At 72.8% G+C, this 26,375-nt stretch carries 4 protein-coding genes; all 4 read right to left on the bottom strand.

Annotation, left to right across the window (positions count from 1 at the left end):
* Nucleotides 1-30: 30 nt before the first annotated feature.
* Complete coding sequence (locus J8403_RS42335; protein ID WP_211127854.1) at nt 31-15,036, bottom strand: non-ribosomal peptide synthetase; 15,006 nt, start codon at nt 15,034-15,036, stop codon at nt 31-33.
* Nucleotides 15,033-24,242, bottom strand: coding sequence for a non-ribosomal peptide synthetase (locus J8403_RS42330; protein WP_211127853.1), 9,210 nt, complete (start codon nt 24,240-24,242; stop codon nt 15,033-15,035). The genes J8403_RS42335 and J8403_RS42330 overlap by 4 nt, the downstream gene beginning before the upstream one ends.
* Before the next feature lie 274 nt (nt 24,243-24,516).
* Complete coding sequence (locus J8403_RS42325; protein WP_211128700.1) at nt 24,517-25,305, bottom strand: ABC transporter permease; 789 nt, start codon at nt 25,303-25,305, stop codon at nt 24,517-24,519.
* 12 nt (nt 25,306-25,317) lie between these two features.
* Nucleotides 25,318-26,268, bottom strand: a complete 951-nt coding sequence (locus J8403_RS42320; RefSeq protein ID WP_211127852.1) for an ATP-binding cassette domain-containing protein — start codon at nt 26,266-26,268, stop codon at nt 25,318-25,320.
* Nucleotides 26,269-26,375: the final 107 nt, after the last annotated feature.

Raw genomic sequence — 26,375 nt, 5'->3', positions numbered from 1 at the left:
CAGGTCCGTGGAGGGGGCTGTGGAGGGGGCTCAGGTGAAGTCGCGGAGCCGGGTGGCGAGGATCCGGCCGATCCCGGCGAGCGGTTCCGGCTGGGTCATGTCGTCGTGGGTGGACTCGACGGGGTGGCGTTCGATGGAGCCCTCCAGGAAGGGCGTCCACACCTCGGGCCCGGGGGCGTCCCCCGGTTTGCCGAGCGTCGCCTCGAAGAAGAGAAGGTCACCCACGTAGGTACCGGGTACATGACCCCGTGCGAGCCGTGAATTGTTCTCGAACACCTCGTACAGGGCCGCCACGTGCCGCTCCTCCAGGCTGCCGAGGATGCCGCCCTGGCCGCGGAGGATCTCCGCGACCCGGCCGTACTCCAGCGGCTCCCCGTCCCAGTCGGCCCGTTCGTAGCCGGCCAGGTCGAGCATTCCGCCGAGGAACTCCCGCTGGGACAGGACGGCGTCCTCCTCCCCGGCCCGCGCGGTGCCGCCGTGGCTCGCGGGGAGCCGGGGGAAGGAGTCGAGCATGGCCAGCAGGGCGACCCGCTCACCGGCGCGCTGGAGCTGTTCGGCCATGGCGTGCGCCACGAGTCCGCCGAAGGACCAGCCGAGCAGCAGATAGGGGCCGGTGGGCTGGACGGTGCGCACCTGCTTCAGGTAGTCGGCGGCGATCTCCTGGACGCCGGTGGGCAGTTCACCGGGTTCGGCGATGCCACGCGACTGCACGCCGTAGATCGGGTAGTCGGGGCCGAGGTGGCGCATCAGCCCGGCGTAGGACCAGCTGAAGCCACTGGCCGGGTGGACGCAGAACAGCGGCGGGCGGCCGCCCTTGCGGCGCAGCGGCAGCAGGACGTCAAAGGCGCCCTGGCCGTCGTCCTCCCCGGTGCCGAGCCGCTCGGTCAGCTCCGCCACGGTGGGTGCCTCGAAGAGGGTGCGGATGGCGATGTCCACCCCGAAGGTGGCGCGCACCCGGCCGATGAGCCGGGTGGCGAGCAGGGAGTGGCCGCCGAGGTCGAAGAAGCCGTCGTCGACGGAGACCCGGTCCATCCCGAGGACCTCGGCGAACAGCTCGCACAGCAGCCGCTCCTGGCGGGTGCGGGGCGCCCGGCCGCCGGACACCGCTGAGGACTCGGGCGCGGGCAGGGCCCGGCGGTCCAGTTTGCGGTTGGGGGTCAGCGGCAGTACGTCCAGCGGGACGAAGGCGTTCGGGACCATGTACTCGGGGAGGTCCGCGGCGGCGTGGCGGCGCAGTTCGGCCGGGGCCGGGAGCGCGGCGCCGGGCTCGGGCACCACATAGGCGACCAGGCGCTGGTCGCCGGGGCGGTCCTCGCGCACGATCACCGCGGACCTGGCGACGGCGGGATGGCGGTCGACCACGGCCTCGACCTCGCCGAGCTCGATCCGGAAGCCGCGCAGCTTGACCTGGTCGTCCACCCGGCGCAGGAAGGACAGCGTGCCGTCCGGGTTCCAGCGCACCACGTCCCCGGTGCGGTACATCCGGGAGCCGGGGGCGCCGAACGGGTCGGGGACGAACCGGGCGGCCGTCATATCGGGGCGGCCCAGATAGCCGCGGGCCAGGCAGTCGCCCGCCACGTACAGTTCTCCGGCCGCGCCCGGCGGCACCAGCTCGATGTGGTCGTCGAGCACGTGGAACCGGGTGTTGGGCATCGGACCGCCGATGGGCAGCGGTCCCGGCGGGATCGGTGTGTCCGGAGCGATGCGGTACTGGCTGCAGTTGACCGTGGTCTCGGTGGGCCCGTACATGTTGAGGACGGTGGTGCCGGGGTGGTCCGCGCGCCAGGCGCCGACCCGCTCGCCCGGCAGCAGCTCCCCGCCGAGGAGCAGTTCGGCGGTGGGCGCGAATTCCTCGGGCAGTGTGCTGAGGACCGGCAGATGGCTGGGCGTGGCCTTGAGGAAGGTGCACGGGCGGGCGCGCAGCGCCTCGGCGGTCCCGGGGTCCGGGTCCTGGAGGTCGCTGACGACCTGGACGGTGCCGCCCACGGTGAGCGGCACATGGGTGGCGGTCACCGACAGGTCGAAGGAGATCGAGGAGTGCAGCAGCGCGGTGCCGCGCACCCCGTCGTAGTCGCCCCCGGCGAAGACCAGGTAGTCGGTGAGCGAGGTGTGCTGGATGACGACGCCCTTGGGCCGTCCGGTCGAGCCCGAGGTGTAGATGACATAGGCGGGGTTGGCCAGCCGCAGCGGCGCGAGCCGGTCGCCGTCGCCGGGGTCGGTGGTGTCGAAGCGGGCGAGGTGTGCGCCGGTCGCGGGGTCGTCCAGGAGGAGGCGCGGGATGTTCTCGCTGTCCCGCGGCAGCGTGGCGGCGGTGTCGGCGTCGGTGAGCAGCAGCGCCGGGGCGGTGTCGGAGAGCATGAACCCGATCCGCTCGGCGGGGTAGGCCGGGTCCACCGGCACATAGGCGCCGCCGGCCTTGAGCACCGCGAGCAGGGCCACCACCAGATGTGCCGAGCGGGGAAGGGCGACGGCGACGAACCGCTCCGGGCCCACACCGCGGTCGATGAGCAGGCGGGCCAGCCGGTTGGCGCGGGCGTTGAGCTCGGCGTACGACAGCTCCTCGGTTCCGAAGACCAGCGCCGGGGCGTCCGGGGTGCGGGCCACCTGGGCCTGGAACAACTCGGGCTGGGTCACCTCGGGGACGTCGGTGGCGGTGTCGTTCCAGGTGACCACCATCCGGGTCCGCTCGACCGGGTCGAGCAGCGCGATCCGGCCGATTCTCTGGTCCGGGTCGGCGACGGCCGCCTCCAGCAGCCGGATCAGCCGGGCCACGAGGGCGGTGACGGTGTCCGCGTCGAACAGGTCCGCACTGTAGACGACATGGCCCTCGATGCCCTGGTGGCCACCGTCGTCGTCGCGCCGGTCGCCGAGGCTGATCGACAGGTCGAATTTGGCACCGGCGTTGCCGAGCGGTTCCGCGGCCACGGTGAGGCCGGTGACCTCCTGGCCGACCACGGTGGGGTTCTGGAAGGCCAGGGCGATCTGGAAGAGCGGGTGGCGGGAGAGCGAGCGGGCCGGGTTGAGCACCTCCACCAGCCGTTCGAACGGCATGTCCTGGTGGGCGTAGGCGGCCAGGTCGGTGTCCCGTACGCGGGCCAGCAGCTCCCGGAAGGTCGGGTTGCCCGAGGTGTCCGTGCGCAGCACCAGGGTGTTGACGAAGAACCCGACCAGATCGTCCAGCGCCTCGTCGGTGCGGCCCGCGATCGGGCTGCCCAGCGGGATGTCGGTGCCCGCCCCCAGCCGGGTCAGCAGGGCGGCCAGCCCGGCCTGGACCACCATGAAGGCGCTGGCCCGGTTCTCGCGGGCGAGTCCGGCCAGCCGCCGGTGCAGCTCGGGGCCGATCCGTACGGGGACGGTGCCGCCCGCTCCGGTGGCGACCGCGGGGCGGGGGCGGTCGGTGGGCAGCTCGAGCTGGTCGGGGAGTCCGGCCAGGGCGTCGGTCCAGAAGGCGAGCTGCCGGGAGATGGGGGTCTCGGGGTCGCTCTCGTCGCCGAGCACCTCGCGCTGCCAGAGGCTGTAGTCGGCATAGCCCACCCGCAGCGGTGTCCATCGGGGCGCCTCGCCGGCCAGCCGGGCCTCGTAGGCGGCGGCCAGGTCGCGGGCGAGCGGCGCCGCGGAGGCCCCGTCGCTGGCGATGTGGTGCATCACCAGCAGCAGCACATGGCTGTTGGGGGTAAGCGCGAACAGCCGTGTGCGCAGCGGGAGTTCGCGGGTGAGGTCGAATCCGGTGGCGGCCTCGGCGGCCAGCCGGCCGGGCAGGGACGCCTCGTCGGTGTCGGTGACCGGGAGCGCGGGCCGGGCCGTCTCGGCGTCCACTATTCGCTGGTGGGCGGCGCCGTCCGCGTCCGGCCCGGTGGTCTCGGGGAAGACGGTGCGCAGGCTCTCGTGCCGGGCCACCACATCGCCGAGGGCCGCGCGCAGCGCCTCGCGGTCCAGGTCACCGGTCAGGCGCAGCGCCAGCGGCACGTTGTAGGCGCCGCTGTCGCCGTCGAACCGGTTGAGGAACCACAGCCGGCGCTGGGCGTACGACAGCGGGATCCGCCCGGTCCGCTCGGCCGGGACCAGCGGTGCCCTGCCTCCTGTGCCCAGCGTCAGGGACGTGGCGAGCCGGGCCACGGTGGGCATCTCGAACACCGTCCTGACCTGGAGCTCGACCCCGAAGGCGGACCGGATCCGGTTCACCAGGCGGGTGGCGAGCAGCGAGTGGCCGCCCAGGTCGAAGAAGTCGTCGTCGGGGCCGACCCGGGGCAGGCCGAGCACCTCGGCGAACACCTCGCACAGCAGCTCTTCCTGCGGGGTGCGCGGGGGCCGCCCGGATCCGGTGGCCGACGCCCCGAAGTCGGGGGCGGGCAGTGCCTTGCGGTCCACCTTGCCGTTGGGGGTGAGCGGCAGGGCGTCCATGGCCATCAGCACCGCGGGCACCATCGCCTCCGGCAGCGCCCCGGCGAGCTCGGAGCGCACCTGCCGGGGGTCGACCGCGCCGACGATATGGCCGACGAGGCGGCTCTGCCCCGCGGGATCGGTGCCGACCGTGACGACCGCGTCGGTCACCGCGGGGATCGCGCGCAGCGCGGCCTCCACCTCGCCCAGTTCGATGCGCTGTCCGCGGATCTTGACCTGGTGGTCGAGCCTGCCGAGGAACTCCAGCTGGCCGTCGGGCAGCCGTCGCACCCGGTCGCCGGTGCGGTACAACCGGCTGCCGGGCTCGTCCGCGAACGGGTCGGCCACGAAGGTGACCGCGGTGCGCCGGGGGTCGCCGACGTAGCCGTATCCGACGCCGGTGCCGCCCACGTACAGCTCGCCGGGGACGCCGACCGGGACCGGCTGGAGCCGGGTGTCCAGGACGTAGAGCCGGGTGTTGCGGATGGTGGCGCCGATCGGCACCCGGACGCCGCCGAGCGGGGTGGTGGCGTCGATGACGGCGTGGGTCACATCGTCCGAACACTCGGTCGGGCCGTAGGCGTTGACCAGCGGAATGTGCGGATGGCGGGCGAACCAGCGCTCGCACAGGTCCGGCGGGAGGGCCTCACCGGTCACCATCAGCCAGCGCAGCTCCGGCAGTTCGACGGGGTCGGCGCCGGACTCCCAGGCGTCCAGGGCGGTGCGCAGCAGGGAGGGGACGACCTCGAGGACGGTGATCCGCTCCTCGGCGACCCGGGTGAACAGCGCCTGCGGGTCCAGCGCGGTGTCCTCGCCGACCAGCCGCACCCGGCCGCCGGTGACGAGGCCGGACAGCATCTGCCACACCGAGATGTCGAACGTCAGCGGGGCGTTGGCCACCACGCTGTCGGTGTCCGTCATCCCCAGGTCCTCGATCTTGGCGAGGAGGTGGTTGACCATGCCGCGCCGGTGCACCATCGCGCCCTTGGGGCGGCCGGTGGAACCGGAGGTGAAGATCACGTAGGCGAGGTGGCCGGGGCCACCGGCGACGGGCAGCAGCGCGTCGGCGTCATCGGCCGCGTCGTCCAGCGTCAGCACCTCGACGGGGATCTCGGCCGAATCGGCCAACTCCTTTGCCCGCTGCAGGTGTTCGGGCGCGGCCAGCAGCCGGCGGGCGCCGCTGTCGGCGAGCATTCCGGCGCTGCGCCGGTGCGGGGCGCGCGGGTCGAGCGGCACATAGGCGGCGCCGATGCCGAGGACGGCGAGGACGGCCGTGGGCACCTGGACGGTGCGGTCGGAGAGGATCGCGACGACCGAACCGGCGTCCGCGCCGCTCGCCAGCAGCCTGCGGGAGAGGGCGCTCGCGCGGGCCACCAGGGTGGCGTAGTCGACGCTTCGGTGGTCGTCGGTGAGGGCCGTGGCCTCCGGGCGGCGGACGGCGATCTCCCGGACCCGTTCCACGACCCCCGTGATACCGGTGTCGCGCTCGGTGCGGTTCCAGTCGAGCAGCAGTTGCCGCCGCTCCCCCGGTTCGATGATGTCCAGGTCGCCCACCGGGCGGTCGGGCTCGGCGACGGCGGCCTGGAGGAACCGTACGAAGCAGCCGAGCAGCCGCTGTGCGGTGGGGTGGTCGAACAGGTCGGTGCTGTAGTCGAACCGGCCGTCCAGCCCCCGCGGCGCGCCGTCCTCGGCGTAGCGCTCGGTGAGGTCGAAGGACAGGTCGAACTGGGCGGCGTGGGCGCCCGCGGTCTCCACGGTGACGTCCAGTCCGGGCAGCCGCAGCTCGGCCTGGACGTTGTTCTGGAGCACCAGCATCACCTGGAACAGCGGGTTGCGCGCCATCGAGCGGGCCGGGTTGAGCACCTCGACCAGCCGCTCGAAGGGGGTGTCCTGGTGGGCGTAGGCGGCCAGATCGGTGTCCCGGACACGGGCCAGCAGCTCCCGGAAGGTCGGGTTGCCCGAGGTGTCCGTGCGCAGCACCAGGGTGTTGACGAAGAAGCCCACGAGCTCGTCCAGCGCCTCGTCGGTGCGGCCCGCGATCGGGCTGCCCAGCGGGATGTCGGTGCCCGCCCCCAGCCGGGTCAGCAGCGCCGCGAGCCCGGCCTGGACCACCATGAACAGGCTCGCCTCGTTGTCGCGTACGAGGCCGAGCAGCCCGTGGTGGAGCTCCGGTTCCAGCCGGAACATCAGGGTTCCGCCCCGGTAGGTGGCGACGGCGGGCCGGGAGCGGTCGGCCGGCAGCTCCAGTTCGTCGGGGAGCCCGGCCAGGGCGTCGGTCCAGAAGGCGAGCTGCCGGGAGATGGGGCTGTCCGGGTCGTCCTCGCCGCCCATGACCTGCCGCTGCCAGATGCTGTAGTCGGCGTAGCTCACGGGCAGCGGGTCCTGCTGGGGCGCCTCGCCGCCCAGCCGGGCGGTGTAGGCCAGGGAGAAGTCGCGGGCGAGCGGGCCCATCGACCAGCCGTCACCGGCGATGTGGTGCAGGACCAGCAGCAGGACGTGGCGGTCGGGGGCGAGTGTGTACAGGGTAGCCCGCAGGGGCGGGTCGACGGCGAGGTCGAAGCCGGGCGCGACCGCCCGGAGCAGCGCCTCGGGCAGCTCCTCCTCGGTGACGGTTTCCGTGGTGAGGACGGGGGTGGCGGCGCGGGTGCCGAGCACCACCTGGTGCGGGGTGCCGCCGGTCTCGCGGAAGACGGTGCGCAGCGCCTCGTGCCGGTCCACCACATCGCCCAGCGCCGCTCGCAGGGCCTCACGGTCGAGGTGTCCGCTCAGCCGCAGCGCGATCGGGATCTTGTACGGGGAGGCGGCGCCTTCCAGCCGGTTGAGGAACCACAGCCGGTGCTGGCCGTACGACATGGGGATGAGCTCGGGCCGCTCGGCGGGCCGCAGCGGGGTGCGGGCGCGGGCGGCTCCGGCGACGGCCGCCATGAGCCGGGCCGGGGTGGGGGCCTCGAACAGGCTGCGCACCGCCAGCTCCACGCCGAATCCGGAGCGCACCCGGCTGACCAGGCGGGTGGCCAGCAGGGAGTGGCCGCCGAGGTCGAAGAAGCTGTCGTCGATGCCGACTTCGGCCAGCCCCAGCACCTCGGCGAAGATCTCGCAGAGGGTGCGCTCCTCGGGGGTGCGCGGGGCCCGGCGGGTGGCGGCGGCGCCGTAGTCGGGGGCGGGCAGGGCCCGGCGGTCGACCTTGCCGTTGGTGGTGACGGGCAGGGTCTCCAGGGCGACGAAGGCGGCCGGGACCATGTAGGCGGGCAGGGCGGCCGCGGTGTGGTGGCGCAGTGCGGCCAGGTCCGGGGCGGGGTGTCCGCCGGCCGGGACGGCGTAGGCGACCAGGCGCTTGTCACCGGGCCGGTCCTCGCGGACGATCACCGCGACCTGGGCGAGGCCGGGGAAGCGGGCCACGACGGCCTCGATCTCGCCGAGTTCGATGCGGAAGCCGCGCACCTTGACCTGTTCGTCGGCGCGGCCCACGAATTCCAGCAGGCCGCCGTCGGTCCAGCGGACCAGGTCGCCGCTGCGGTACATCCGCGCCCCGGCGGGGCCGAAGGGGTCGGCGACGAAGCGCTCGGCGGTGAGGCCGGGGCGGTCCAGGTAGCCGCGGGCGAGTCCGGCGCCGGCGATGTACAGCTCGCCGGCGACTCCGTGCGGGGTGAGGGCCAGGTTGTCGTCGAGGACGTAGAGCCGCATCCGGTCCAGCGGCCCGCCGATGGGCACGGTGTCGGGGACGGTGTCCCGCGCCCGCATCCGGTGGTAGGCGGCGAACGTGGTGGTCTCGGTCGGGCCGTAGCCGTCGCCGACGACCAGCTCGGGGCAGGTGGCCAGCACTCTGCGCACCATGGGCGCCGGGACGACGTCGCCACCGGACCACACCTCGGATACGTCCGCGAAGCATGCGGGCCGCTCCTCGGCGAGGATCCGGAAGAGACCGGCGGTCAGCCACACTCCGGTGACCTTGCGCTCCGCGATGACCCGGGCCAGGTCCTGGACGTCGAGTTCCCCGGGGGGCGCCACCACGATGTGGCCGCCGCGCAGCAGCGGCACCCACAGTTCGTAGGTGGAGGCGTCGAACGCCTGGGGCGAGTGCAGCAGCACCCGGGTGTGGTGGCCGCTGTCCCAGGCGCCGTCGAAGGCGAGGGCGAGCACATCGTGGTGGGTGACGGCGACGCCCTTGGGGGTGCCGGTCGAGCCCGAGGTGTACATCACATAGGCGAGCTGCTCATGGTGTCCGTCGATACCGGGGTCGGTGTCCGGCTCGCCGTCCAGCGGCGCCGCACCGTCGAGGGCGGGGTCGTCGACGACCAGCGGCCGGGCCCGGTGCGGGAAGGCGCGGGCGGCCTCGCTCAGGTCGCGGTCGGTGAGCAGCACACCGGCGGCGGTCTGTTCGACGATCAGGCTCAGCCGGGCCCGCGGATAGCGCGAGTCCAGGGGCACATACGCGCCACCGGCCTTCAGCACCGCGAGGATCGAGACCACCAACTCGACGGAACGTTTCTGCATCACCGCGACCGGGCTCTCCGGGCGCACCCCCATGGCGATCAGCCGGTGCGCCAGCCGGTTGGCGCGGGCGTCGAGCTCCCGGTAGGTGACCTCCTGCCCGTCGGCGTCGCTCACCGCGACCGCGTCCGGGGTACGGGCCAGCTGGTCGGCGAACCGCCGCTGGATGGACCCGTACGCGGCGGGCCGGGGGCCGGTGTCCCCGGTCCCCAGCGCCAGCAGCCGGGCGCGCTCGTCGGGGCCGAGCACATCGATCCGCCCGACCGGGCGCTCCGGGTCCGCGGCGATGAGCTCCAGCAGCCGGAGCAGCCGGTCGGCCAGCTCCGCCACGGCCGCCGGGTCCAGCACGTCCGGCCGGTGGTTGAGCCGCAACTGGAGCCCCTGGCCGGGGAGTCCGGGGATGGCGACGAGGGTCAGCGGATAGTGGGTGGCGTCCCGGCCGTCGATGCCCAGGACGCCGAGCCCGGTGCCGGGCAGCTCCAGCGCCGCCGGGTCGAGCGGGTAGTTCTCGAACACGGTGAGCGTGTCGAAGAGTTCACCGGTGCCGGCGATGTTCTGGATGTCCGTGAGCCCGAGGTACTGGTGGTCGGTCAGCAGCGACTGCTGCTCCTGTACCCGGGCCAGCAGCCCGGACAGCGGCTCGTCGGGCCGCAGGGCCACCCGCACCGGCAGGGTGTTGATGAACAGGCCCACCATCGTCTCGATACCGGCGATCTCCGGCGGACGGCCGGAGACCGTGGCGCCGAAGACCACGTCCCCGCGCCCGGTGAGCCGGCCGAGCAGCACCGCCCAGGCGCCCTGCACCAGCGTGTTCAGCGTGAGCCCGAGACCCCGCGCCCGCTCGGTGAGGGCGGCGGTCAGCTCGGCGGACAGCTCTACGGCGACCGTCCGCGGTACCGCCGCCTCGCGGCCGGGGTCCACGGGGGCGAGGAGGGTCGGCTCGGCGCCCTCCAGAGCCTGCTGCCATGCCTTCTCGGCGGCGCCGCCGTCCTGGCCGGCGAGCCAGGCCAGATAGTCGCGGTAGGGGGTGACCCGGGGCAGCGTGGCATCGCTTCCCCCGGAGGCGTAGAGCGTGAACAGCTCCTGGGCGAGCAGCGGGGTGGACCAGCCGTCCAGCAGGATGTGGTGGTTGGTCAGCACCAGCCGGTGGCGATCGCCGTCGAGCCGGATCACGGTGATGCGCAGCAGCGGCGGCGCGGTCAGGTCGAAGCGGCGGGCCCGGTCCTCGGCGAGCAGGCGCTCCAGTTCGCCGTCTTGCCCGTCGGCCGGGACACCGGAGAGGTCGAACTCGTACCAGGGCAGCTCGGTCTCGTCCGCCCGGGGCACGAACTGCACCGGGGTGCGCAGCCCCTCGTGCCAGAAACCGGCGCGCAGGTTGGCGTGGCGCTCCAGCAGTGCGTGGGCGGCGCGGCGCAGCCCCCGGGCGTCCAGCGGCCCGGTCACATCCAGCAGCAGTTGCACGGTGTAGACGTCGCGCGCCCGCTCGTCGTAGACGGCGTGGAAGAGCAGCCCCTTCTGCAGGGCGGACAGCGGCAGCAGTTCCGCCACGCCGGGCCGGGCCCGCTCCACAGTGTCGATCTCGTCCTGGCTCAGGGGAACCAGGGGCAGATCGGAGGGGGTGTGCCCGCCGGCTCCCGCCCGCTCGGTGTGGGCCGTGAGGACGTCCAGCGCGCGGAACCAGGTCTCCGCCAGATCGCGGGCGTCCTCCTCGGCCAGCAGATCGCCGGGCCAGGACAGGGTCGCGGTCAGCCGCGGCCCATCCGCGTGGTCCCGGGTGAGGGCGCCCACCTCGAGCGTGTGCGGGACGGGCATGGCCGGGTCGACGCCGCCGCCGAGGCCGTCGGCCTCCGGGGCCGCGGACCAGTCGGCGCCCTCGTCATCGGCGGAGGCGGCGGGGAAGCGGCCGAGGTAGTTGAAGCCGATCTGCGGGGTGCGCAGCCGGGCCAGGGCCGGGCTGGTCTGCGGGTTGAGGTGGCGCAGCAGACCGTAGCCCATGCCGTTGTCGGGCAGGGCGCGCAGCTGCTCCTTGACGGTCTTCAGCGCCCGTCCGGCCTGCGGGCCGGCGGCCCACAGCTCGGCCCAGTCCGCCACCGCCGGGTCCAGCCGCACCGGGTGCAGATCGGTGAACCAGCCGACGGTACGGGAGAGATCGGCGCCCTCGACGACGCCCTCGCGGCCATGGCCTTCGAGGTCGACCAGGAGCGGGGCCGCCGCGTCGTCGTGCCGGCGCCGGCGCCAGTCCGCGACGGCCAGGGCGAGGCCGGTCAGCAGGACGTCGTTGACCCCGGCGTGGAAGGCGGCGGGCACCCGGGTGAGCAGGGGATCGGTGCGCTCGGGCGGCAGGGTGAGGCTGATGTGCCGGACGGTGGCCACGGTGTCCCGCGCCGCGTCCAGGGCGCGGCTGCCCAGCAGCGGGTCCGGGGCCTCCAGCATGGCGGTCCACAGCGGAAGTTCGTCCAGCAGGGCCGGGTGCTGGGCGAGCGCGGTGAGCTGCTCGGCCCAGCGCCGCAGCGAGGTGCCCACCGGTTCCAGCCTCGGTACGTCGCCCGCCATGACGGCCTCGGCCGCGGCGGCCAGATCGGGCAGCAGGATCCGCCACGAGACGCCGTCCACCACCAGGTGGTGCAGGACGAGCAGCAGTCTGCCGCTCTCGTGCGGTCCGCCGTCGAACCACACCGCCCGCACCATGGCGCCCCGCTCCGGCTCCAGCCGCGCCTGCGCGGTGCCCTGGTGTCCGGCCACCACACAGCGCAGCGCCTCACCGCGCAGCCCGGCCGCGTCCACACGGGTCAGAGCGCCGGTGGCGTCGACCGCCCCGCGCGGCGCCACCTCCAGGCTCCACACGATGCCACCGGCCCGGGTCAGCCGCAGCCGCAGGGCGTCGTGGTGGTCGAGGAGGGCCTGCAGCGCCGCGGTCAGCTTCGCCTGGTCCAGGCCGGCGGGAGTGCGGATCAGCATCGACTGGTGGAAGCCGTCGACGGGCCCGCCGCGCTCCCGCAGCCAGTGGGCGATCGGGGTGAGCGGCACCACCCCGATGCCGGAGTCGTCCGGTTCGGCGGTGGCCGCCGCCTCCTCCCGCGGCGTGGCCATGGCGGCGAGCGCGGCCACGGTCCGCAGCCGGAACACATCGCGCGGGGTGAAGGTCAGCCCCGCCTTGCGGGCCCGGCTGACCAGCTGGATGGAGACGATGCTGTCGCCGCCCAGGTCGAAGAAGCTGTCGTCCACGCCGACCCGCTCCACCCCGAGCACATCGGCGAACACCGCGCACAGCGCCGCTTCCTCCGGGGTGGCAGGAGCCCGCCCGGTGGTCACGGAGCCGAAGTCCGGGGCGGGCAGCGCCTTGCGGTCCAGTTTGCCGTGGGGCGTCAGCGGCAGCGCGTCCAGGCGCACGAACGCCGCCGGGACCATATGGGCGGGCAGCACCCCGGCCACGTGGTCGCGCAGTTCGGCCACCTCTGCCTCGCCGACCGCATAGGCCACCAGCTGCCGGAGGCCGGGGCGCTCCTCGCGGGCGACCACGGCGACCTGGGCGACCTTCGGATGGCGGACGAGGACGGTCTCGATCTCGCCCAGCTCGACCCGGAAGCCCCGGATCTTCACCTGCTCGTCGGCGCGCCCGAGGTAGTCCAGGGTGCCGTCGGCCCGCCACCGCACCACATCGCCGGTGCGGTACATCCGGGAGCCCGGGGCGTCGAAGGGGTTGGCGACGAACCGCTCCGCCGTCAGCCCGGGGCGGCGCAGATAGCCGCGGGCCAGTCCCTCGCCCGCGAGATAGAGCTCTCCCGGGGCGCCGACGGGCACCGGCCGCAGCCCCGCGTCCAGCACATACACCCGGGTGTTGACGACGGGGCCGCCGATCGCGGGCGTCCGCCCCCCGCTCAGCGGCCCGCTCATGGTGGCGGCCACGGTCGACTCGGTCGGACCGTAGGCATTGACCATCCGGCGGCCGGACGACCAGCGCGCCACCAGCTCGGCGGAGCACGCGTCACCGCCGACGACCAGGGAGCGGAAACCGGGCAGCGGCGTGGTCGTGGGCACAGACGCCAGCGCGGCCGGGGGGATCAGGGCGTGGCTGACCCGCCGGCCGGCCAGCACCTCGGCGAGGGCCTCCCCGGCCAGCGGGCCGGGCGGCGGTACGACGAGCGCGGCGCCGGAGGTCAACGCCATGCACAGCTCCAGCACGGCGGCGTCGAAGCTGGGCGAGGCGAACTGCAGGACCCGCGCCCCGGCGTCGACGTCGAAGTTCTCCACGGCAGCCGTGGCGAAGGAGGCCAGACCGGTGTGGGAGACCACGACCCCCTTGGGGGTGCCCGTCGAACCGGAGGTGTAGATGACATAGGCCGGATGGGCCGTACGCAAGGGGGCCGTACGGTCCGCGTCCACGATGCCGGTGGCCGGGAGCGCGGCGAGCCGGGCGGGCAGCGCGGGATCGTCGAGGTCCAGCCGCTCCCCCTTATGCGCGACGGCGCCACCACCACCGATGAGGAGTTCGGGCCGGGCGTCCTCGAGCAGGAAACGGATGCGTTCGGCCGGGTAGTCGGGGTCGACCGGAAGATAGGCGGCCCCCGCCTTCACCACGGCGAGCTGCGCCACCACCATGTCCACGGACCGGGGCAGGGCGAGGGCGACGATGCTCTCCGGGCCGATCCCGCGCCCGATCAGCAGCCGGGCGAGCCGGTTGGCGCGGGCGTCCAGTTCGGCGTAGCTCAGCGCCCCGCCGTCGAAGACCACCGCGTCGTTCCCGGGCGTCGCCGCGGCCTGGGCCTCGAACAGCTCGCCGAGCCCGGCCCGCGGCAGGTCGCGGGCGGTGGTGTTCCACTCGACGAGCACCCGCTCGCGCTCGGCGGTGTCCAGGATGTCCACCGCCGCCACCGGCCGGTCGGGGTCGGCGACGACCGTCTCCAGCAGCCGCACCAGACGGTCGGCCAGCCGCTGGGCGGCGTCGTGGTCGAGCAGGTCGGAGCGGTGGTCCAGGCGGAGAGTGAGCCGGTCGCCGGGGATCACGGCGAGGGTGAGGGGGTAGTGCGTGGCGTCGTTGACGTCGACGCCCGCGATGCGCACCCCGGTGCCGGGCAGCTCCAGGCCGCCGGGGTCCAGGGGGTAGTTCTCGAAGACGGTCAGGGTGTCGAACAGCTCACCGGTCCCGGCCAGCCGCTGTACCTCGTGCAGCCCCAGATGCTGGTGCTCCATCAGCGCCGACTGCTGCTCCTGTACCCGGGCGAGCAGTCCGGACAGCGGCTCGTCGGGCCGCAGTACGACGCGCACCGGCAGGGTGTTGATGAACAGCCCCACCATGGATTCCACGCCGGGGATCTCCGGCGGGCGACCGGCGACCGTGGCACCGAAGACCACGTCCCCGCGCCCGGTGAGCCGGCCGAGCAGCACCGCCCAGGCGCCCTGCACCAGCGTGTTCAGCGTCAGCTTGCGGGTGCGGACGAACTGCCCCAGGGTGGAGGTCAGTTCGGCGGACAGCTCCAGCATCACCCGCTCCGGCTGGGCCGCCGCGCGCCGTTCGCCCGCGGTCGGGGCGAGCAGCGTGGGCCCCTCGACCCCGTCCAGCGCCCGCCGCCACGCCTCCTCGGCGGCGCCCCGCTCCCGCTTGGCCAGCCAGGCCAGATAGTCGCGGTAGGGGGTGACCCGGGGCAGCCCGGAGTCGTCACCGCCGCGCGCGTACAGCGTGAACAGCTCCCGGGCGAGCAGCGGCATCGACCAGCCGTCGAGCAGGATGTGATGGTTGGTCAGGATGAGCCGGAACCGCTCGGCGCTCTGCGTCACGACGACGAAGCGCACCAGCGGCGGGCTCGCGAGGTCGAACCTGCGACCTTTCTCCTCCGCCAGGATCCGGGCGATCTCGGCGGTCTGCGCCGCCTCGCCCAGACCGCTCACATCCCGCTCGTCCCAGGGCAGCTCCACCTCGCGGTGGATGATCTGGACGGCCTCACCCGTCTTGCGTCTGCGGAACCCGGCGCGCAGATTGGCGTGGCGGCGCAGCAGGGCGGCCGCGGCGGCGCGCAGGGCGGCCACGTCCACCCGGCCGACCAGGTCGAACGCGAACTGCATGGTGTACACATCGGGAGCCTCGGTGTCGTACACCGCGTGGAAGAGAAGCCCTTCCTGCAGGGGCGACAGAGGCAGGATGTCTTCGACCCTCGACTGGCTGCTCACTTCGGCATCTCCCACTCGGTTCCCGGTTCCAGTTCGTCTTCGAATGCGTCGATCTCGTCCTGGGTGAGGGAGACCAGCGTCAGGTCGGAGGGGGTGTGCCCGCCGGCTCCCGGCCCTTCGGCGTGGGCGGCGAGCGCGTCCAGGGCGCGGAACCAGGTCTCGGCCAGGTCCCGTACGTCGTCCTCGGAGAGCAGCCCGTCCGGCCAGCTCCATACGACGCCGAGGCGGGCGCCTCCCGGACCGTCCTCGGTCAGTGCGTTGATCTCCAGTGCGTGCGGAAGCGGCATCGCGTCGTCCGCCCCGCCGCCGAGCCCGTCGGCCTCCGGTGCCACCGCCCAGTCGGTGTCGGTGCCGGAGGTGAGGCGGCCGAGGTAGTTGAAGCCGATCTGCGGGGTCGGCAGGGCGGCCAGCTCGCGCGCGGTGTCCGGGTTGAGGTGGCGCAGCAGACCGTAGCCGATGCCGTTGTCGGGCAGGGCGCGCAACTGCTCCTTGACCCGTTTCAGGGCCTGTCCGGCCTCGCGGCCACCGCCCCAGAGATCGGCCCAGTCCTCGATCCCGGGCTTCAGACGCACCGGGTAGAGGCTGGTGAACCAGCCGACGGTACGGGACAGATCGGCGCCCTCGACGATGTCCTCCCGGCCATGTCCCTCCAGGTCCACCAGCACACCGGTGGCCTCCGCGTGACCCCTGCGGCACCGCCAGTCGGCCACCGCCAGACCCAGGGCCGTCAGCAGGACGTCGTTCACACCGCCGTGGAACGCGGCGGGCACCCGCGTCAGCAGCGGCTCCGTCCTCTCCGGTGGCAGCGTCAGCCGAAGGTGGCGGACGGTGGCGGCGGTGTCCCGGACCGGATCCAGCGCCCGTGCGCCCACCAAGGTGTCGGGCCCCTCGAACTGCCGCTTCCAGAGCGCGAGTTCTTCGACTCGGGAGGGGTGCCGGGCGAGGGTGGTGAGGTGTTCGGCCCAGCCCCGCAACGAGGTGCCGACCGGCTCCAGCTCCCGGCCCTCGACCGCCGCGGCCAGGTCCGGCAGCAGAATCCGCCAGGAGACCCCGTCGACCACCAGATGATGCGCCACCAACAGCAACCGACCGGGGGCGTCCGCGCCATTGTCGAGCCATACGGCCCGGACCATCTCACCGGCCTCGGGGCTCAGCGGCCTGTCCTCCAGCGGGTCCCGGCGCAGCTCCTCCGGGTCGGTCACCCGTGTGATCACATCGGCTGCGTCGACCGCGCCCCGCGGCCCCGTCTCCAGCTCCCAGGCGCCATCGCCCTCACGTCCCAGCCGCATCCGCAGCGCGTCATGGTGATCGAGCACCGCCTGCAACCCGGCGGTGAGCCGCTCCAGGGTCAGCCCGGCGGGCGTACGGACCAGCATCGACTGATGGAAACCGTCCACCGGCCCGCCGCGCTCCCGCAGCCAGTGCACGATCGGGGTCAGCGGCACCACACCGATGCCATGGTCCGGTGGCTCCACCGCCGTCGCCCGGGCCTCCCCGGCCATCGCGGCGAGTGCGGCCACCGTGCGGTGCTGGAAGACATCGCGCGGGGTGAAGACCAGTCCGGCGGCGCGGGCGCGGCTGACGAGCTGGATGGAGACGATGCTGTCCCCGCCCAGATCGAAGAAGTTGTCATCCGCCCCGACACCCGACAGCCCCAGCACATCCGCGAACACCGCACACAGCGCCTCCTCGCGCGCGGTGGCGGGAGCCCGCCCCTCCGCCACAGGCCCGAAGTCGGGCGCCGGAAGGGCCCGGCGGTCCAGCTTGCCGTTGGGCGTCAGCGGCAGCCGCTCCAGCGTGACGAAAGCGGCCGGGACCATGTACTCGGGCAGTTCGGTGCCCAGGTATTTCCTCAGCTCACCGGCATCCGGGTCGCCCTCGGCGACGACATACGCCACGAGCTGCTTCACACCCGCGCGGTCCTCACGAGCGATCACCGCCGTCTGCCCGACCTGCGGATGCCGGACGAGAACCGCCTCGATCTCCCCCAGCTCGATCCGGAAGCCACGCACCTTCACCTGCTCATCGGCGCGCCCGACGTACTCCACATTCCCATCCACCCGCCACCGCACCACATCACCCGTGCGATACATCCGCGCACCCGCCCCGCGAAACGGGTCCGCCACAAACCGCTCCGCCGTCAACCCCGGACGCCGCACATACCCCCGGGCGAGCTGCACACCGGCGAGATACAGCTCACCGGGGACTCCGGCGGGCACCGGCCGCAGCCGTGAATCCAGCACATACAGCCGGGTGTTCCACACCGGGGCGCCGATCGGCACCGGCCCGGAGGGATCCTGGGCGGAGCACTCCCACGAGGTGACATCCACGGATGCCTCGGTGGGCCCGTACAGATTGTGCAGCGGCACGTCCAGCGTCTCGTAGAACCGTGCGCGCAGCTCACCGGGGAGTGCCTCGCCACTGCACAGGACGCGGCGCAGACCGGTGCAGTGGGCGACGGTGGGCTCGGTGAGGAAGACCTGGAGCATGGACGGGACGAAGTGCACCGTGGTGACGCTCTCGTCCCGGATCAGCCGGGCGAGATACGCGGGGTCCTTGTGGCCCTCCGGCCGGGCGACCACGAGCCGGGCGCCGGTGATGAGCGGCCAGAAGAACTCCCACACCGAGACGTCGAAACCGGACGGTGTCTTCTGCAGCACCCCGTCGGAGGCGTCGAGCCCGTACCGCGCCTGGGTCCACAGCAGCCGGTTGACGATCCCCTCGTGCGGGACGAGCACGCCCTTGGGCTTGCCCGTGGAACCCGAGGTGTAGATGACATAGGCGGTGTTGCGGCCGGTCAGCGGGGCGAGCCGTTCGGTGTCGGTGAGATCGCGGTCGGAGTGGCCCGCCAGCTCCGCCCGGGTGTCCGCGGTGTCCAGCAGCAGCCGAGGGGTGTCGTCGTCGGGCGGCAGCGCCTCGGTGATGTCCGCGGTGGTGAGCAGCAGCGCGGGGTGGGCGTTCCCCAGGATGTAGCGGATGCGCTCGGCCGGGTAGTCGGGGTCGACCGGCACATAGGCGGCCCCCGACTTCAGCACGGCCACCAGAGCGACGATGAGGTCCAGGGAGCGCGGCAGGGCGAGGGCCACGAACCGCTCCGGGCCCGCTCCCCGCTCGACCAGCAGCCGCGCCAGCCGGTTGGCGCGGGCGCCCAGCTCCGCGTACGTCAGCGTCCGGCCCTCGAAGACCACGGCGGTGGTGTGCGGGGCACGGGCCGCCTGGGCCTCGATCAGCTCGGTGAGCGTGACGGAGGGGATGTGGCGCTCGGTGGCGTTCCAGGTGACCAGCGTCCGCTCGCGCTCCGCGGCGTCCAGGATGTCCGCGTCGGCGACCGCCCGATCGGGGTCGGTGGCGATGGCTTCCAGCAGCCGGTTGAGGCGGGCGCCGATGGCGCGCACGCTGTCGGCGGCGAACAGCTCCGGCCGGTATCCGAGGCGCAGGGCGAGCCGCGGGCCGGGAACCGCCACGAGGGTCAGCGGATAGTGCGTGGCGTCTTCCGCACCGGCTTCGGTGACCCGCAGCCCGCTGCCGGCGCTGTCCAGCATGTCCGGGTCCAGGGGGTAGTTCTCGAAGACGGTGAGGGTGTCGAACAGCTCCCCCACCCCGGCCAGTCGCTGGGTGTCGTGCAGCCCGATGTACTGGTGCTCCATCAGCGCCGCCTGCTGCTCCTGGAGGCGGGTCAGCAGCTGGGCCCAGCTCTCCTCCGGACCCGGCGCCACCCGCACGGGCAGCGTGTTGATGAACAGGCCGACCATCGACTCGACGCCGCCGATCTCGCCCGGCCGTCCGGAGACGGTGGCGCCGAAGACCACGTCCTCGGCTCCGGTGAGCCGGCTGAGCAGCACCGCCCAGGCGCCCTGGACCAGGGTGTTCATGGTCAGCCCGAGCCCCCGGGCCCGGTCGGTCAGCGCGGTGGTGAGCTCCGGCGACAGGTCGAGGGTGACCCGCTCCGGGGGCAGGGCGGGAGTGTCGTTGCCCGTCGTCGGGGCGAGCAGTGTGGGCTCCTCGATGCCCGCGAGCGCCTGCCGCCACGCTTCCTCGGCCGTCTCCCGGTCCTGGTCCGCGAGCCACGCCAGATAGTCGCGGTAGGGGGTGGCGGGGGGCAGTCCCGTGTCGTCACCGCCGCGTGCGTACAGCGCGAACAGCTCCTGGGCCAGCAGCGCCATCGACCAGCCGTCGAGCAGGATGTGGTGGTACGTGAGGAGCAGACGGCAGCGGTCGTCGGCGAGCCGGAGCAGGACGAAGCGCAGCAGCGGTGGCGCCGCCGGATCGAAGCCGCGGCCCAGTTGCTCCTCCGCGATCCGCGTGAGCTCGGCCGTCTGCTCGTCCGGGGCGAGACCGCGCAGATCCCTGGTCTCCCAGGGCAGTTCCACCTCGTGGTGGACGACCATGACGGGGGTGCCGAGCTGTTCGTGGCGGAAGCCCGAGCGGAGGTTGGGGTGCCGGTTCAGCAGGGTCCGCGCGGCGGCGCGCAGGGCCCGTTCGTCCAGTGTTCCCGCCATGGCGAGGAAGAGCTGCACGGTGTAGACGTCCGCGGCGCCCTCGTCGAACAGGGCGTGGAACAGCAGCCCTTCCTGCATGGGCGAGGGCGGCAGCACGTCCTCCAGATCGGGGCAGGTGCGCTCCAGGGTGTCGATCTCGTCCTGGGTGAGGGTGACCAGCGGGAGGTCGGAGGGGGTGCGCCCGCCTGCTCCCGGTGGCTCGGCGTGGGTGGCGAGGGTGTCCAGGGCGCGGAACCAGGTCTCGGCCAGGTCGCGTACGTCGTCCTCGGAGAGCAGCCCGTCCGGCCAGCTCCAGGTGGCGTGCAGCTGTGCACCGTCGTGGGTGTCCAGGGTGAGCGCGTCGACGTCGACGGTGTGGACGAGCGGCATGTCCTCGTCGCCGCCGCCGGACGCGCTCTCCACCGCCCAGTCGGTGTCGGTGCCGGTCGCGAGGCGGCCGAGGTAGTTGAAGCCGATCTGCGGGGTCGGCAGGGCGGCCAGCTCACGCGCGGTGTCGGGGTTGAGGTGGCGCAGCAGACCGTAGCCGATGCCGTTGTCGGGCAGGCCGCGCAGCTGCTCCTTGACCCGCTTGAGGGCCCGTCCGGCCTGCGGTCCGCCCTCCCAGACCTCGCCCCAGTCCGCCACTCCGGGCTCCAGGCGCACCGGGTGAAGGCTGGTGAACCAGCCGACGGTACGGGACAGATCGGCGCCCTCGACGATGTCCTCCCGGCCATGGCCCTCCAGGTCCACCAGCACACCGGTGGCCTCCGTGTGGCCGCGTCGGCGCCGCCAGTCGGCCACCGCCAGCGCCAGGGCCGTCAGCAGGACGTCGTTCACACCGCCGTGGAACGCGGCGGGCACCCGCGTCAGCAGGGGCTCCGTCCGCTCCGCCGGCAAGGTCAGCCGAAGGTGGCGGACGGTGGCGGCGGTGTCCCGCGCCGGATCCAGCGCCCGTCGGCCCAGCAGCGGGTCCGGACCCTCGGACATGGCTGTCCACAGCGGCAGTTCGGCCCGTCGGGAGGGGTGCCGGGCGAGGGCGGTGAGGTGTTCGGCCCAGCCCCGCAGCGAGGTGCCGACCGGCTCCAGCTCCCGGCCCTCGACCGCCGCGGCCAGATCCGGCAGCAGAATCCGCCAGGAGACCCCGTCGACCACCAGATGATGCGCCACCAACAGCAACCGACCGGGGGCGTCCGCGCCATTGTCGAGCCATACGGCCCGGACCATCTCACCGGCCTCGGGGCTCAGCGGCCTGTCCTCCAGCGGGTCCCGGCGCAGCTCCTCCGGGTCGGTCACCCGTGTGATCACATCGGCCGCGTCGACCGCGCCCCGCGGCCCCGTCTCCAGCTCCCAGGCGCCATCGCCCTCACGTCCCAGCCGCATCCGCAGCGCGTCATGATGGTCCAGTACGGCCTGCAACCCAGCCGTCAGCCGCTCCAGGGTCAGCCCGGCGGGCGTGCGCACCAGCATCGACTGATGGAAACCGTCCACCGGCCCGCCACGCTCCCGCAGCCAGTGCACGATGGGAGTCGGCGGCAGCACGCCGATGCCCTGGTCGGGGGTCGGCGTCCAGGTGGCGTCCGCGTCCGTGGCGGCCGCGGCGAGCGCGGCCACGGTGGGGCGTTGGAAGACATCGCGCGGGGTGAAGACCAGTCCGGCGGCGCGGGCGCGGCTGACGAGCTGGATGGAGACGATGCTGTCCCCGCCCAGATCGAAGAAGTTGTCATCCGCCCCGACACCCGACAGCCCCAGCACATCCGCGAACACCGCACACAGCGCCTCCTCGCGCGCGGTGGCGGGAGCCCGCCCCTCCGCCACAGGCCCGAAGTCGGGCGCCGGAAGGGCCCGGCGGTCCAGCTTGCCGTTGGGCGTCAGCGGCAGCCGCTCCAGCGTGACGAAAGCGGCCGGAACCATGTACTCGGGCAGCTCCGCGGCCACATGCTCGCGCCACTCCCCCGCATCGGGTTCGCCCTCGGCCACCACATACGCCACGAGCTGCTTCACACCGGCGCGATCCTCGCGAACGATCACCGCCGTCTGCCGCACCTGCGGATGCCGGACGAGAACCGCCTCGATCTCCCCCAGCTCGATCCGGAAGCCACGCACCTTCACCTGCTCATCGGCGCGCCCGACGTACTCCACATTCCCATCCGCCCGCCACCGCACCACATCACCCGTGCGATACATCCGCGCACCCGCCCCGCGATACGGGTCCGCCACAAACCGCTCCGCCGTCAACCCCGGACGCCGCACATACCCCCGGGCAAGGCCCTTGCCCGCGATGTAGAGCTCTCCGGTGACACCGACGGGCACCGGCTGGAGCGCCGCATCCAGCACATACACCCGGGTGTTGGAGATCGGGCGGCCGATGGGCGGGGCCTGGTCGCCGGGGTCCGCCTCACGATCGCCGTACCAGGCGGTCGCATAGACGGTGGCCTCGGTCGGGCCGTAGATGTTGGCGATACGACAGCCCGGGATGGCGTGCCGGATGGCGGCGACGGCGTGTGCCGACAGGGCCTCCCCGGCCAGGACGACGGTCTCCGCCGAGGCGTTCACCTCGCCGTGTGCCAGCACCTGGGCGAACGCCGAGGGGACGGCGCTGATCAGGCTGCCCGACCAGCCGTCCGCCGTGCGCTCGGTGAGTGCGAGCAGGTCGCGCACCACTTCGATGCTCCCGCCGCAGCACAGCGGCCCGAACATCTCGAAGACGGAGACGTCGAAGTTGAGCGAGGTCGATGCGAGCACCTGTCTCAGCTGCCGGGGTCCGATGTCGGTGGCCGCCCAGGTGGCGAGGTCGACGGCGGCGGCCTGGGCCACCATGACGCCCTTGGGGCGGCCGGTGGAGCCCGAGGTGTAGATCACATAGGCGGGGTGCTGTGGCCGGAGCGGGGTGGTGCGGTCGGCGTCGACGGGGTTGCGGTCCGGGTGGCCGGCGAGCAGTGCGGCCGTCTCGGGGGCGTCCAGGCGCAGTGCGCGGCGGCCGTCGCCGACCGCGGTGTCCCCGTTGGCCGTGAGCACGATCGCCGGTCGGGCGTCGTCGAGCATGTAGGCGATCCGCTCGGCCGGGTAGCCGGGGTCCACCGGAAGGTAGGCGGCACCGGCCTTGAGGATGGCGAGCAGCGCCACCATCATCTCGTCGGAGCGGGGCATGGCGAGGGCCACGAGACTCTCCGGACCGGCGCCGTGTGCGATCAGCAGATGGGCGAGCCGGTTGGCGCGCCCGTTGAGCTCGGCGTAGGTCAGCGTACGGCCCTCGAAGACCACCGCGGGGGCCTGTGGGGTGCGGGCCGCCTGGGCCTCGAACAGTTCGGGGAGTGTGGCGTCCGGCACCTTCCGCGCGGTGGCGTTCCACTCGCCCAGGACGCGCTCGCGCTCCTGAGGGGCCAGCAGATCGATCCGGCCGATGGGGGTGTCGGGTGCGGCGTGGGCGAAGTGGCCGAGGAGGTCGAGGAAGCGCCGCTGGTGGTCGGCGAGCCGCTCGGGGTCGTACAGCTCCGGATTGCCGTCCAGGTCGATGCGCAGCCCGCCGGCCGCGCTCTCGCCGCTTCCGGTCCGGCCCGGCTCCGTGGCGACCCGTCCGTCCACCACGAGCGACAGATCGTCGACGGGGCCGCCGCCGAGGTTGTGCACGCTGCCGCGGTGGCCGGCGAAGCTCAGGTCGTAGTCGACCATGACGATGTTGATGTGCGGGCCGATGAGACGGTGCTCGTCGCCGGAGAGTTCGAGGTCCCGGCGCAGGTCCTCGGCGCGGTACCGCTGGTGCTTCAGCGCGCCGCGCAGTTCCCTGGAGGCCAGCCGGGCGGCCTCCGCCACCGTGGTACCGGGGTGCAGGTCCAGCCGGAACGGCAGGACGTTGGACATCATCCCGGGGATGGTGCGGGCGCGTCCGGCGGACCGGGCCATCACGGGCAGGCCGAGGACGACCTGACGGTTGCCGGTCATCCGGTGCAGATAGACGCCGAGCGCGGCGACGAGGACGGCCGGCCAGGCGACCTCCGCCTCGCGTGCGGTGGCGCGCAACCCGGCCAGCGTCGTCTCGTCGAGGAAGGCGGTCCGGCGCGCCAGCCGTTCGGGGAGCGCCGGGGTGTGGTCGGCCAGGCTGCTGGCGGTGGGCCGATCGGCGAAGCGTGCCATCCAGTACGTGCGGTCGCGCGCGAACCGGTCGGAGTCCCGGTACGCGGCCTCGTCGCCGAGGAGTTCGGCCAGTGATCCGAACGGCGTCTGCGGACAGGGCAGTCCGGTCGCGAGCGCGGTGTAGAGCTCGGCGACGCGGCGGCCGACCAGGGAGAGGCCGAGGCCGTCCATGACGATGTGGTGGTAGCGCTGGTACCAGAAGTACCGGTCGTCCGCCGCCTTGAACAGCGCGAAGGCGAACAGCGGACCGGTGGTGGGGTCCACCGGCCGGCGCATCTCGGCGCGCATATGGCTCTCGGCGCTCGCGCGGGGATCGTCCTCGTGGCTGACGTCGATGAAGGGCAGGGTCCAGTCGAGGTGCTCCTCGACCACCTGCGCCGCCCTGCCGTCCTCCTCCAGGAGCCGGATCCGCAGTGTCTCGGCCTCGGCCACGGTGCGGCGCAGCGCGCTTTCGAAGAGCGCGGGGTCGATCTTGCCGTGAATATCGATGTATTCGGCGATGTTGAAAAGGGAATTCGTCGGCTGAAGGCGCTGGGCGAGCCAGATACCGGACTGCGCGGCCGTGAGCGGCAGGCTGGCAATCTGATAACCGGTCATGGTTCATCCGTCCTGATCGGGCGATGGCGCATCGATGATGAATCGATTGGGGCGCAAGATTCATCCGAAGCGACAAATTCGGAAGTCAACAACATCTCGGCAGGCTCATGGAAGTGAGATGACTTCCGCTGCGAGATGTCGATCCGCAAGCGATATACCAAGCGGGGAACGCCTGAATTCTCAGCGCCGGCAGCGGGAATGGCGGTGGGGACGGAGAACCCGGCGCGAGGGCTCCACGCGCATTCCGGGCGGGCCCGCGCGGGCCCGCGGTGCCTCAGCGGGCGGCGGCCTTGCGATAGGCGCCGACGGCGGCGGGGACGACGATGGCGAGCAGCAGCGCGATCAGCGCGAGGGACAGCGGAATGGGGTACTGGACGGGAAGGGCGCTCTTACCGGTGCCGGTCGAGGTGTTGCCGAAGAGTTCACGGCAGGCGGCCACCACGGCGCTCACCGGGTTCCACTCGCACAGCAGCCGCAGCCAGCCCGGCAGGCCGTTCAGCGGAATGAACGCGTTGGAGAGGAAGGTGAGCGGCATGACCAGCATGAACGCGATGGAATTGACCGCTTCGGCGCTGCGCGCCAGCAGTCCGATGAGGGCGCCCAGCCAGGACATGGCGTAGCCGAGCAGCAGCAGGATGCCGAATCCGGCGATGGCCTTGGGGATGCCCTGGTGCACCCGCCAGCCGATGAGGTATCCGACGACGGCCATCGTGATACAGGCGATGACGGCGAGCGCCACATCGGAGAGGGTGCGCCCGATCAGTACGGCCGACCGGGACATGGGAAGGGAACGGAAGCGGTCGACCACGCCGTTGTCGAGGTCTCCGGCGACACCCAGCGCGGTGTTGCCCACATTGGTGAGCATCATCTGGGTGAAGATGCCGGCCATCAGATACGAGCGGTAGTCGCTGCCCGGAACGGAGATCGCGCTGCCGAACAGCACACCGAAGACGATCACGTACGCGACCGGCATCAGTGTCACGCTGAGGAGCTTCTCCGGAATGCGGGCCAGATGCCGCATATGGCGGCCGAACAGTGCGGAGACGTCGCCGACGAGTTCCATGGTGCCCACGCCCTACCCTTCCTTGCTGGTGGTGCCGCCGGTAAGGGCGAGGAACACATCGTCGAGCGAGGGCCGCCGTACGGCGAACCCGATGGGCCGCACCTGGGCGGCGTCCAGGGCGGAGGCGGCCTCGGACACCGTCTTGAGCTGGTCACGAAGGGATACCGAAACCATCCGTCCGTGCCGTTCGACGACCGGCTCCATGGCGGTGACCTCCCGCAGGGCGGTGACGGCCGCGGGGATCGCGGCGTCGTCCTGCAGGGTCACCTCGAGGCGTTCGCCACCCACCTTGGCCTTGAGTTCGTCCGACGTGCCGTCGGCGATCACACGGCCGCCGTCGATCACCGCGATCCGGTGGGCGAGCTGATCGGCCTCTTCGAGGTACTGGGTGGTCATCAGGACCGTGACCCCGTCGGCCAGTTGTTCGCGGATCATGTCCCAGAGGATGAGTCTGCTGGTCGGGTCGAGGCCGGTGGTCGGTTCGTCGAGGAAGAGCACCTTGGGGTCGGCGATGAGGCTGGCGGCCAGGTCCAGCCGCCTCCGGGTGCCACCGGAGTACGTCTTGACCGTGCGCTCGGCGAACCGGCCCAGGTCGAGCCGGTCGAGCAGCACCTCGGCGCGAGCCTTCGCCCCGCGGCGGCCCAGACGGTGGAGCACCCCGACGAGCTGGAGGTTCTCCCGGCCGGTGAGCCTTTCGTCGAGGGCCGCGTACTGACCGGTGAGGCCGATCCTGCGGCGCACCTCGCGCGGCTGCGTGCGTACGTCGAACCCGGCGACGCTCGCGCGGCCCTCGTCGGCTTCCAGCAGCGTGGCCAGCACCCGCACCGTCGTCGTCTTGCCCGCTCCGTTGGGGCCGAGCAGACCGAGGAGGGTTCCCGCCGGAACGGACAGGTCCACGCCGCGCAGCGCCTCGTGGTCCCCGTATCTCTTGCGGATCCCCTCGGCCTCTATGGCTATGTCCACGAATTCACACCTCACGCACTTGGCACATACATTGCATTGCATCGCCCGCTCATGCGCAATGGGCGCATGGCGGCGACGAGTGGCGTACGCCAACAGCAATTGAAAAG

Origin of the sequence: Streptomyces yatensis (genome assembly GCF_018069625.1) — a bacterium.
GTDB classification, from domain to species: Bacteria; Actinomycetota; Actinomycetes; order Streptomycetales; family Streptomycetaceae; genus Streptomyces; species Streptomyces yatensis.
This window is presented reverse-complemented; position numbering and strand designations above follow the sequence as displayed.

Coding starts and splice junctions, on each gene's coding strand:
- J8403_RS42325 (WP_211128700.1), bottom strand. CDS start 25,305: ATGGAACTCGTCGGCGACGTCTCCGCACTGTTCGGCCGCCATATGCGG.
- J8403_RS42330 (WP_211127853.1), bottom strand. CDS start 24,242: ATGACCGGTTATCAGATTGCCAGCCTGCCGCTCACGGCCGCGCAGTCC.